Raw genomic sequence first — 11,787 nt, forward strand, 5'->3', positions numbered from 1 at the left:
AAGCTTAGTGAACTGACGCGGGCAGACCCGCGTTTGGTAATATCCTGCAACAGCTTCTTAGCGAGAATAGATATCATCTCCAATAATTATCCATAAGCCGCTCTTATGATTAAAAAAACGCGATGAGATAAAAATGTGTCATTTTGCGACAAAATTACGTGCTTGTGAAAGTTGTTATAAATCAAATAAGTGGTTGTGAAATTTGCACTCTGAAAAGGACGTCTTATCTTTAAATAAGTGGTAGCGAATCGCTACGGAATAGAGATAACACGAGGAGTGGTTAGAAATGGCTAAAGTTCTGGTGCTTTATTATTCCATGTACGGACATATTGAAACGATGGCACGCGCAGTCGCTGAGGGTGCAAGCAAAGTGGATGGCGCTGAAGTTGTCGTTAAGCGTGTACCGGAAACCATGCCGCCGCAATTATTTGAAAAAGCAGGCGGTAAAACGCAAACTGCACCGGTTGCAACCCCGCAAGAACTGGCCGATTACGACGCCATTATTTTTGGTACACCTACCCGCTTTGGCAACATGTCCGGTCAAATGCGTACCTTCCTCGACCAGACGGGCGGCCTGTGGGCTTCCGGCGCACTATACGGAAAACTGGCGAGCGTCTTTAGTTCCACCGGTACTGGCGGCGGTCAGGAACAAACCATCACATCCACCTGGACGACCCTTGCGCATCACGGCATGGTAATTGTCCCTATTGGCTACGCAGCGCAGGAATTATTTGACGTTTCACAGGTTCGCGGCGGTACGCCGTACGGCGCAACCACCATCGCAGGCGGTGACGGTTCACGCCAGCCCAGCCAGGAAGAACTGTCTATTGCTCGTTATCAAGGGGAATATGTCGCAGGTCTGGCAGTTAAACTTAACGGCTAATCTTCAACAGGAGGATACGCATGCCAACTCAAGAAGCGAAAGCTCATCACGTCGGTGAATGGGCATCTCTGCGCAATACGTCGCCGGAAATAGCCGAGGCCATTTTCGAAGTCGCCGGGTACGACGAAAAAATGGCGGAAAAGATTTGGGAAGAAGGTAGTGATGAAGTGTTAGTCAAAGCCTTTGCTAAGACCGATAAAGATTCGCTTTTTTGGGGCGAACAGACCATCGAACGTAAAAACGTTTAACCAGCGACTCCCCCGCTTCTCGCGGGGGAGTTTTCTGTTATTTCACCGCTTCATTCAACACGCTATCAAACTTATCCATCGGGCAGAAACCATCAGCGTCTATCGGGCAACCGCTTAATTCCAGCGTCACACGCTGCGCAGGTGCCTGCAGGGTTAACGCATCGGCATTACGTAACTGTTCCGCACTCTGATACACATATTCAATTTTCATCAAATCGCGATTGGCTTTGCTGTCATGCCAACGCTGGAAAACGATTTTGCCGCCAATCGGCGTGCGTTCGTTCTGGTCATGCAACTGATACGGTTTGAAATCCAGCGCCGTTAACAGAGAGGCAATGTTGGAGTCGTGCCCAACCAACACTGTAATTTTCGGTGCGCTGGTGCGATCGGTGACCAGAGCTTTGTCGATATAACTGACCAGCGGTTTCGCAACATTGCGCGCCACTTCCGGTGAGGTAAACAGGCTGTCCTGGTAGCCGTTTTTAAGCTTCGACAACACCTTCCACTGCTGGTCAGATTTGATTTCTCCCCAGGCCACCTGATCCATCGGAAAACCTTCGTAATATTGCAAAGTAAACGCATCTACCAGCGAGTTGCCGACTTTCAGCGGCCCGGAAACACCTGGTTCTTGTTGATACTTGGCGCTAAAGGTATTTTTGCCATCCACCAGCGAACACTGTTGTTTCTCTTTACAGGCAGGGGAATCTTTATAGTTAACGATTTTTTCCAGTAGCTGGTAGCTGTCGGTAAGCTGGAGTTTGCTGAGCTCTTTCTCCATTGCCGCCACCGCCTGTTCACTGAATGCGGCGGAATCATCGGTGATCACCGGGTTAAAGGTTGGGTCCATAGTGCCCATTTTTTCCTGGTGATGCACAGGAATATCACACCCCGGGAATGCGCCGGTAATAAAGAACTGTGCGGTCGCAACGGTACGTTGCAGACTATTGGCATAGGCATAAACGGTGTACGGCGGCGGGCATTCCCCCGATTTCACCATCCCCTGCTCTGCCAGCCATTCACGCATGTAATGGCCCATATACACTTCGAGCACGCCACCTTTGGTGGTGAGTTGCCCACCGGGGACGTCCCATTCTGGCCATTTATTCGGCGTCGACTGCTCCAGCACACTGCCATTGTTCGCCAGCGGCGCACGTAAGTTATGGCGGCTCATCATGAGCACTTGCTGTAGCTGATAGCCTTCCGGTACGGTTTGTGCCTGAGCGTTTGAAGCGAGTAAAACTATCCCTGCCACAGCTGCGGCGATTAGCGTTTTGTTCATTCCTGGCACCTCTTTTGTTATCAATCACTAAAGAGTGTGACAGAAATATGACTTTTTTCCGGGAACAGGTTCGCAAAATGGCTTGTTGAACGCCTGTTTTTCTATATACATCTTCAAAAACAGGCAAGGTTTGACGCAAACTATGCCTGATTAGCCCCTGCCTCGCGTACGCCGCTGATAATTGCACCTGTGGCTAAACAGAATATCTGCGGCGTTACCAATACAGAGACAATATTTACCAATAAAAAAGTGTGAGACTAATAACAATGGTTTTTAGCATATGCCTTTGCCATTAAATTGCATAACGATTTAAATAGTCGAGTTGCGCATTCATTTCCTTATTGTTTAACTTGTAAGCCTGAGCAAAAAGTTCAGGAGGGAGGTAAACGTCATAATGATTGCCAGTGTTCATTAAATAACCATACTCAAGATCTTCATCTGTTGAAAAGGATTCATTCCCCAAGGAGATTGATGCCACATTACTATTAACAATAAATAATGAGCAAATGCTATCTGAAAGAACAACAAGAAAATTCTTCACCGCTTTAATCCTATCCGACGTGTCGGTATCTAAAGCAAGCAAGTTCTTGTTATCATTAAATATAAACTCGGGTAAATGCAGGATACATTTTTCGTTATTCAAGCAACTATCAATGAATTGTTTTTTAAAAAACAGAAAGCTCCATGACATAAGACTACTCTGCCCCTGAATTTGGTTGTCAGATTGTAGATCAACGCCAAATAACGTCTTTACATCTTCCCTGAGATTATAGAATGCCGTATCAACAAGAGCCTCGATCGTTTTTTTATCAACCATTTTAATGAATTCGTTGTAAACTTCCTTTTGCATCTTATAACTGACCAGCGCCCATGAATAATCATGTTGTTTTAAAACCAGTATAGCTCTTAACAGACAATATCCATCGCCATCTACAGGAGCATATTTTAATCCTAATGCCTGGTTAGTTTCACGCTGAATAAAAGATATACCAGACAAATCAATGTCAGAATCCAAATCAGATATTCCCGGCGTATTTATCCGCTCTGGCTGGACACTTATATTTTCATCATCAAAACAATACTCAGAAAAAACATCATCACACGCATTAATGTTTTCAATATACTCCATAAAGTTATACCAATAATAACCTTTAAAATCTGTGATAGACTCTGAAGCTCTGCCCGGCAAGGACACTCTAACAATATCAATATCTCGAACATATTGTATAGTATATGTAATACCTCCTGAAACCCCTGAATAAATTTGTGTATCATTAGTACGCAATATTCTCATAAATAATGATAGACCATTATCATTCTGCATTTCCTCAAATTCTTTTTCTAGTGATTCACATTCCAGACATGGAGTATCCTCTTCATTTACTTTACGTCTGAGTTCATTGTATAACCGCATAAAACACACCAGTGTGTTTTCAAAAAGCGTGATTGAATATGTTTGATTTTTTTCGTACTCATTTTTTATATCGTTCCAGGCCTGTTTCAAATAATTATTTGCAGTGCAACTAATTCCATGTATATTACTACCCATATATAGCGTCTATAAAATTTAATAAATAATGACGCCCTAGTTAAACTTAAAGTGCCTGGTTCAACTATCAAAAATCGCTCACCCTTTTTCACCTGTTTAAAATATGTTCAGCAACCCATCTTGATGGCGACCTCCTCTCCGCGATGATTTCAATAACATATTCTGTGTTGGCATATGAAATTTTGAGGATTACCCTACACTTATAGGAGTTACCTTACAGGGGTTCCTTCAATTTGTGTTGATTTACGCGAGATAACGCTATGGAATTAAAGGATTATTACGCCATCATGGGCGTGAAACCGACGGACGATCTCAAGACAATCAAGACCGCCTATCGTCGACTTGCCCGCAAATACCATCCTGATGTCAGCAAAGAACCGGATGCCGAAGCCCGCTTCAAAGAGGTCGCTGAAGCCTGGGAAGTGTTAAGTGATGAACAACGTCGCGCTGAGTATGATCAGATGTGGCAACATCGCAACGATCCGCAATTTAACCGTCAGTTCCACCATGGCGACGGTCAGAGTTTTAACGCCGAAGATTTTGACGATATCTTCTCGTCAATTTTCGGTCAGCATGCCCGCCAGAGCCGTCAACGCCCCGCCACACGCGGCCACGATATTGAAATCGAAGTGGCGGTATTCCTCGAAGAAACGCTTACTGAGCATAAGCGTACCATCAGCTATAACCTGCCGGTTTATAACGCCTTTGGCATGATCGAACAGGAAATTCCGAAAACGCTGAATGTGAAGATCCCGGCGGGCGTCGGCAATGGTCAACGCATCCGTCTGAAAGGCCAGGGGACGCCGGGCGAAAACGGCGGTCCAAATGGCGATTTGTGGCTGGTGATTCATATTGCGCCACATCCGCTGTTTGATATTGTCGGCCAGGATCTGGAAATTGTGGTGCCGGTTAGCCCGTGGGAAGCGGCGCTGGGTGCTAAAGTCACCGTTCCAACACTGAAAGAAAGCATTTTGCTGACTATCCCGCCAGGCAGCCAGGCCGGGCAACGATTGCGCGTTAAAGGCAAAGGTCTGGTGAGCAAAAAACAGACCGGCGATCTGTATGCGGTACTGAAAATCGTGATGCCGCCGAAACCGGATGAAAACACTGCCGCGCTGTGGCAGCAACTGGCAGACGCCCAGTCGTCTTTTGATCCACGTAAAGATTGGGGGAAAGCATAATGGCTAATGTTACGGTGACTTTTACTATTACCGAATTTTGCCTGCATACCGGCATCTCTGAAGAGGAGTTGAATGAAATTGTCGGTTTGGGGGTGGTTGAACCGCGTGAGATCCAGGAAACAACCTGGGTATTTGACGACCATGCCGCCATTGTGGTGCAACGCGCGGTACGCCTGCGTCATGAACTGGCTCTGGACTGGCCGGGGATCGCGGTGGCGCTGACGTTAATGGATGATATTGCGCACCTGAAGCAGGAAAACCGCCTGCTGCGCCAGCGGCTTTCCCGGTTTGTAGCTCATCCGTGATGTGTGTTTGCCGGATGCGATGACGCATCTTAACCGGTCTACAAAGATTACAGTTCCTGTGGGCCGGATAAGACGTTCACGCCGCATCCGGCAACTGCGCCATAATGCCTGATGCGACGCTAAACGCGTCTTTTCAGGCGCACAAACGACGTTATCTGTTTTGGTGGTCGCACTCCACTAACACCAGCAATAACTGGCTTAGTGCCGCGTAAAAACCAAAGCTGTCATACTGACGACAACGCGCAACAAACTCTGGTAACCATTGCCACAGCGCCGTCAGTGTTTTTTGCCGCAAACTGTCGATTCTTCGCGCAGGAACGGTCCCCTCTCCCAGCGAAAAATGCAGATGGCTGAGCAATTCGAGATAGATCGCCAGATGATCTGCCGGTTCGTTGAAATTGCCGCTGGTTTCCATCCCTGCCTCAACTAACAAGCGTTTAATCTCTTGCTCGTCCTGTTTGTAGGCCGATGCATACGGCAGCGCCGCTTGTTTGTCGGTCATCAGAAACAGGCCGCAAAAGTCCGCGGCCAGTTCCAGACGGGCATCGTCACGTACTGTCAGCGTGGCAATACGGTTTTCCAGCTCGTTCACCGCCGCAGTGAGCGGCGGTTCGCTTTTCAGCAACGAAAACCATTCAGCCATCTGCGCACTGGCGATTTGCGTCAGTTGTTCATCGTCCAGCTCACGGGAGAACAACTGCGCTAGCCAGGCGTAAACACAGGCAATCTGTTGTGCTGTCAGCGTGGTCATGATTTCACCTGCGACGCGGGAACATATTCGCACTGCGCCACCATCTCCACGGGGCCGTTAAACGCCGTCACCTGCTCCACTGTTCCGTTGTACTTCTCAATTTCCACCAGCGTAGTGTGCGCACTGGTCGCCTGCGCCAGCTGCGATGTACCGATGTCGATGGTCAACACGTTGGGGTTACCGTATTTGCACAGCGCACCAGGCTCGCCGCCTTTATCTGGATCGTACCATGCCCCTTCGTGAATTCGTGCCACGCCGGGTGCATAGCGGTCAGAAACCACTGCCCCTGCCAACACCTGACCGCGAGCGTTAAAGACGCGTACCACATCACCGTTACGAATACCGCGCGCGCTGGCATCCTGCGGGTTAATGAATACTGGCTCTTTACCCGCTACCGTATATTGCTGACGCAGCGTTTCCGACTCACATAACTGCGAGTGAAGTCGGAAATCCGGATGCACAGATTGCAGATGCAACGGATACTTTTGCGAGCCAGGCCCACCGTGGGAGCGTTCGATTTTCTCAAACCACATCGGATGCCCCTGACAATCGTCGTAGTTCATATCGGCGATAGTTTTCGAGTAGATCTCAATCAGGCCACTCGGCGTGCCCAGCGGTTCGAGATCCGGATCTTCGCGGAATGCCTGGTGGCGAACAAACATCTGCGGATGGTCAAACTCGACGTACTCTTTGTTATTCCAGAAGTCATCAAACGCTGGCAGATGAACGCCGCGTCCTTTGCCTTGCTGTACACCTTCCTGCCAGATGCGTTTCAGCCAGCCCATTTCGTCCAGCCCTTCGGTAAAGGCTTCTTCGCGATTAAAGCGACGGCACAGCTCGCGGAAAATATCGAAGTCGTTGCGCGCCTCGAACTGCGGCGGCACCACCTGTTTCATGGCGATAATGCCACGGTTGGAGTGATTGCCGTACTGGTCGAGATCGTTACGCTCAAACTGCGTGGTCGCAGGCAGTACGATATCGGCAAAGCGGCAGGTTGAGGTCCACTGGTTATCTATGGCGATAACCGTTTCCAGCTTGCGCAAGCCTTCAATAATGCGGTTGATCTGCTGATGGCGATGGAATGGGTTAGTTCCGGCAAAAATACACATTTTCAGCGGCGGCAGTTTTACCGATTTACCGTTCCAGTTGATCACTTTCCCCGGTTCGAGGATCGCATCGATAAAACGGGCAATCGGAATAGTGCTGCTGTAGCCTTTGTAGTCACTGTTGTCGTGAACAGGCGGAATCGACGTAGAGCCGGAGAAACCACTCAGAATAACGCCTTTACGCCCCGGCGTGCCTGCGCCGTTGTAGTGCCAGCCAAAACCAAAACCACCACCTGGCAGGCCAATTTGCCCCAGCATCGCCGCCAGAACCACAATCATCCACGCCCACTGTTCACCGTGCTGCATACGCTGCACGCACCAGCCAGCAATAATTTGCGTTCTGTTCGCCGCCATCTGCCGCGCCAGCCCACGAATGGTTTCGGCATCAATGCCGGTCAGTTTTTCAGCCCATGCGGCATCTTTCGGCTGACCGTCTTTCTCACCCAGCAGATACGGCAGGAACTGCTCAAAACCCACACAGTAGTTAGCAAGGAAGTTTTTGTCGTACAGGTTTTCACTGTACAGCGTATGTGCCAGCGCCAGTTGCAGCGGCACGTCAGTTTGCGGGTTAACCGCAATGTGCTTCACATGCTCGCGCCCCAGATACTCATGGGTGGATGTGACAACCGGATCGATGCTGATGACCTCAATTTCACCGGCGGCGACTTTCGCTTTTAGCTGCGCGTAATATTCATAAACATCGTGATCCGGGCACCACCAGTTCGCTTGCTGGTTTTTCAGCAAATCGGAGCCCCACAGCACAATGGTTTTGCTGTTCTGCAATACCAGCGGCCAGGAGGTTTGCTGTTCATACACTTCCATCGAACCGACTACGCGCGGCAGGATCACCTGCGCAGCACCGGTAGAGTAATCTCCGCCCGTACCAACGCTATTACCATGCAAGGCAATAGCTTTCGCCAGCATCCCCGAAGCGTTATGGAACATCCCCGTCGATTGCCAACCACTGGCGGTCAGCAAGGCACTCGGCCCGTGAGTTTTCTGCACGCGTTCCAGTTCTTCATAGAACATGTCGAGGGCTTCATCCCAGCTCACGCGCACAAAACGGTTATCACCGCGCTGGGAGGTATCGCTGAGATGGCGCTTACGCAGCCAGTCCACGCGTACCATCGGATAACGAATACGCGCCGCGTTGTGTACGTGATCCGGCAATCCGGCAATCATTTTCGACGGATATTTATCCAGTTCGAACGGTTTTGCCGCCACAAAGCGACCATCCTTCACCGTCGCGCGGATAGCCCCCCAGTGCGACCCGGTAAGAATGCCCTCTTTCGAGATGACAGCGTCAGTCGCCGCTTGCGCCGCAGTCGCACGTCGCGGCGTTAACAATGACGGCCCCAGCATCCCGGCGACGGTTAAGCCGCCGAGTTGTGCCAGAAAACGCCGACGTGATGCCTGAAAGAGATCGTTATTGTTCATTATTTTTCTTCCTTCTTATCGCCGTGAGCCTTACCTGCGGTGTCAGACGCATTCATTTGCAGATATTTCAACAAGGTGCGTTCTTCACGTTTATCGAGACTGGTAAAGCCAATCATGCCGTTGAGCGTGCCGATCCAACCGTTAGCGTCAAAGTGGGCGATTTCCGGTGCGCCGTGGCACTGGTTACAGGTGCCGTTGTACAACGAATCCGCATAAGCCCAGATCGGTTTGATATCGTTCACCATGTCGCCTTTCTTCATCCACGCAGTGGCCTGCAACTTGCTCCACTCGGTATTGGTGTCGGCAACGGTGGTTTTCTCCAGCGTTTTTACCTGCTGCTGCACATCACCACGAATCGAGGCAACAAAGATGCGTTTACCTGGGAATTGGGTGAGTACACGCTGACGTCCGGCGCTTTCCGTCCAGCCGGTAATTTCAATTTGCAGCCAGTCGCCGTCACGTTTAAGGACTTTCACTTCCGAAGCAGGCAGCAGAGAACCAGAGGCTTCTTTATCGCCTTTCGCCGCATAAATTGGCTTAATATCAATAGAGTACAGCGTGTCACCACTGTCATTAGCACTGGCGCGCAGCTCATCGAACTGCTTACGGAAGCCGCTACTCATATCCGGTAACTGGTGGGCAATACCTTTATGACAGTCGATGCAGGATTGATTATCTTTCGCTGCCACCTTCATCTGACGTGCTGCTTCAGGATGCTGCTTCGCATGATCCATCGCATCGTAGTTATGGCAGGAGCGGCAGGTTGCCGAGTTGTTTTCTTTCATTCGCGCCCATTCACGCTCGGCAAGTTCCGCGCGTTTGGCTTCGAATTTTTCAGGTGTATCAATGGAGTGAGCAATAAAGGTCTGGTAGATATCATTGCTCGCTTCCAGTTTGCGCTTCACCATGCCTGGAATATCCGGCGGGATATGACAGTCATGGCATTCAGCTCGCACGCCGGAGGCGTTCTGGAAATGCACCGACTGTTTATATTCTTCATACACCGGTTGCATACTGTGGCAACTGACACAAAATTCGGTTGTGCTGGTGACTTTGATCCCAACGTGTGGCAATACAATCAGCGCAATGCCAATCACAATCCCAATTGCGACCAGCGCCAGTACCGACCAACGAGCACTGGGTCGGCGTAGCGCGTTCCAGAGTTTCCGCATAATAACCCCTGTAGAATTATGGTTTAGTGAAGCGATCTTAATGAGCAAATATGAACAGCGGCACTGGTCAGGATGAACGGCTTACGGCAGAATATGAACAGATATGAACAGAATGAGTAAAACCCTCTGATGCCACATCACATTGTTATTGTTGAAGATGAGCCGGTTACCCAGGCGCGATTACAATCCTACTTCACTCAGGAGGGGTATACCGTTTCCGTTACGGCGAGCGGTGCTGGGCTACGGGAAATTATGCAGAATCAGTCGGTAGATTTAATTCTGCTGGATATCAACTTACCCGATGAAAATGGCCTGATGTTAACCCGCGCCCTGCGAGAACGCTCAACGGTGGGGATTATTCTGGTTACCGGACGCAGCGATCGGATTGACCGTATTGTTGGGCTGGAAATGGGCGCAGACGATTACGTCACCAAACCGCTGGAACTGCGCGAACTGGTAGTACGGGTGAAAAATCTGCTCTGGCGAATCGACCTCGCGCGACAAGCTCAACCGCACACTCAGGACAACTGCTATCGCTTTGCCGGTTATTGCCTGAATGTGTCGCGCCATACGCTGGAGCGGGATGGCGAGCCGATTAAACTGACCCGCGCAGAGTATGAAATGTTGGTGGCATTTGTGACGAATCCGGGCGAAATTCTCAGCCGTGAACGTCTGCTACGTATGCTTTCTGCGCGTCGGGTGGAAAACCCTGACCTGCGCACCGTCGATGTGTTAATTCGTCGTTTACGTCATAAACTCAGCGCGGATTTACTGGTGACGCAACATGGTGAAGGTTATTTCTTAGCCGCTGATGTGTGCTGATAAAAATAGACCGGACGAAATCCCCCTGGTGACAGCGAGCGGCGAATATGTTCACGGTCGGCATTTTTCGGCGTCAGAACTAAAATCGGTGGGCTGACATTATCAGAAACCGATTGCCCCTGTAATTGCCTGATGGCCTGCTCAACCGCCAGTTCCCCCTGCCAGACCATTTGATCGCTGGCAGCCATAATCACTCTTCCCCGCTTCAGCCCGCGATACACCTGATGTGAAAGATAAAACGACACCACGGTAAGCGGCGTTTTCAGGTTACGCCCTTCCCCCATTGCCGCCTCTGCCGCAATGGCCGTTCCGGCAACGACGTCGATTTCTGGATGGCGTTCCAGCATCTCCTGCAACAGGTTACGCTGGATTTCAATATCGTTATCACCAAGCGCAATATCAACAATACGCACCGGGCTTCCGGCAATGGCTGCGCGAAAACCCTCGACCATCTCCTTACTGCCCCCGGCGTTATCGGGTCCGGGCATCAACAGCACATTCAGTGGTTTACCGTGCGCCCATTGCACCAGATATCGCCCCGGTTGATAGCCCATCTGAAACCAGGGCACACCAACGCGGCTTTTCACCTGGGGAGCATCAATAGCATTTACCAGTTCGATCACCGGCAGACTTGCTACCTGCTTTTGCAGGTCGGGAAATGAGGTCGTGCTACTACCGAGCAAAATGGCCTCTGCGCCCCACTGTTTACACTGGTCGATTTGTGCTTGCTGGGTAGCCAACTGGCTGTAGCCGCCTGCCTCCAGCACTTTTAAATCCACACCGTAGCGGCGAGCAGCCTCCTGCATACCATAGTTCAACGATAACCAATATGAATCTTTCAGGCTGGGATAAAGCGCGCACAGTTTCCATGCGCGTTTGGCTTTAAGCGGCGTAGAGGCTTGCACCGTGAAATGCTGCGCATCATGCCAGCGCAACAGGTTATCAGCCGAAAATGCCGGCAACATGAAAAGGGAAAGAAGTAAAAATAGCAGTACGCGCATGATAGCCTCATCAATAATAAGGCTTTATGCTAGATGCATTCCGCTTTGCGACT

General features: G+C 50.1%; 11 protein-coding genes. 5 read left to right on the forward strand and 6 right to left on the reverse strand.

Annotated features, from left to right (window positions below):
* Nucleotides 1-286: 286 nt before the first annotated feature.
* Nucleotides 287-883, forward strand: coding sequence for an NAD(P)H:quinone oxidoreductase (gene wrbA / locus KXD89_RS13750; protein ID WP_001151437.1), 597 nt, complete (start codon nt 287-289; stop codon nt 881-883).
* A gap of 20 nt (nt 884-903) precedes the next feature.
* On the forward strand, nt 904-1,131 hold the full coding sequence (locus KXD89_RS13755) for a YccJ family protein (RefSeq protein ID WP_001143120.1): 228 nt from the start codon (nt 904-906) through the stop codon (nt 1,129-1,131).
* Between the two features lie 37 nt (nt 1,132-1,168).
* Here KXD89_RS13755 and agp read toward each other — a convergent pair whose 3' ends face one another.
* On the reverse strand, nt 1,169-2,410 hold the full coding sequence (gene agp / locus KXD89_RS13760) for a bifunctional glucose-1-phosphatase/inositol phosphatase (protein WP_001044279.1): 1,242 nt from the start codon (nt 2,408-2,410) through the stop codon (nt 1,169-1,171).
* 292 nt (nt 2,411-2,702) lie between these two features.
* Nucleotides 2,703-3,959 (reverse strand): YccE family protein, encoded by a 1,257-nt coding sequence (locus KXD89_RS13765; protein WP_219319339.1) that lies wholly within the window; start codon nt 3,957-3,959, stop codon nt 2,703-2,705.
* A gap of 260 nt (nt 3,960-4,219) precedes the next feature.
* On the opposite strand from KXD89_RS13765, the gene cbpA reads away from it, so the two are divergent.
* Nucleotides 4,220-5,140, forward strand: coding sequence for a curved DNA-binding protein (cbpA, locus tag KXD89_RS13770; protein WP_000420621.1), 921 nt, complete (start codon nt 4,220-4,222; stop codon nt 5,138-5,140).
* On the forward strand, nt 5,140-5,445 hold the full coding sequence (gene cbpM, locus KXD89_RS13775; RefSeq protein ID WP_000024560.1) for a chaperone modulator CbpM: 306 nt from the start codon (nt 5,140-5,142) through the stop codon (nt 5,443-5,445). Before cbpA ends, cbpM begins: the two co-directional genes overlap by 1 nt.
* 151 nt (nt 5,446-5,596) lie before the next feature.
* Here the strand turns inward: cbpM and torD are convergent, their stop codons facing one another.
* Genes torD through torC form a run of 3 tightly spaced genes read right to left on the reverse strand, consistent with a single transcriptional unit; the run spans nt 5,597 to nt 9,911 of the window.
* A complete protein-coding gene (torD, locus tag KXD89_RS13780; RefSeq protein ID WP_000209894.1) occupies nt 5,597-6,196 on the reverse strand; it encodes a molecular chaperone TorD in 600 nt (199 codons plus the stop codon).
* Nucleotides 6,193-8,739, reverse strand: coding sequence for a trimethylamine-N-oxide reductase TorA (gene torA / locus KXD89_RS13785; protein WP_001062091.1), 2,547 nt, complete (start codon nt 8,737-8,739; stop codon nt 6,193-6,195). The genes torD and torA overlap by 4 nt, the downstream gene beginning before the upstream one ends.
* Nucleotides 8,739-9,911 (reverse strand): pentaheme c-type cytochrome TorC, encoded by a 1,173-nt coding sequence (torC, locus tag KXD89_RS13790; RefSeq protein WP_001230242.1) that lies wholly within the window; start codon nt 9,909-9,911, stop codon nt 8,739-8,741. Before torC ends, torA begins: the two co-directional genes overlap by 1 nt.
* Before the next feature lie 129 nt (nt 9,912-10,040).
* Here torC and torR point away from each other — a divergent pair, with 129 nt between their 5' ends.
* Nucleotides 10,041-10,733, forward strand: coding sequence for a two-component system response regulator TorR (torR, locus tag KXD89_RS13795; protein WP_001120125.1), 693 nt, complete (start codon nt 10,041-10,043; stop codon nt 10,731-10,733).
* On the opposite strand, the gene torT is transcribed toward torR, so the two are convergent.
* Nucleotides 10,706-11,734: a TMAO reductase system periplasmic protein TorT gene (torT, locus tag KXD89_RS13800; RefSeq protein ID WP_001264933.1), complete on the reverse strand. Its 1,029-nt coding sequence runs from the start codon at nt 11,732-11,734 to the stop codon at nt 10,706-10,708. The genes torR and torT overlap by 28 nt on opposite strands.
* Nucleotides 11,735-11,787: the final 53 nt, after the last annotated feature.

Origin of the sequence: Escherichia sp. TC-EC600-tetX4 (assembly GCF_019356055.1) — a bacterium.
In the GTDB taxonomy this organism is placed as follows: Bacteria; Pseudomonadota; Gammaproteobacteria; order Enterobacterales; family Enterobacteriaceae.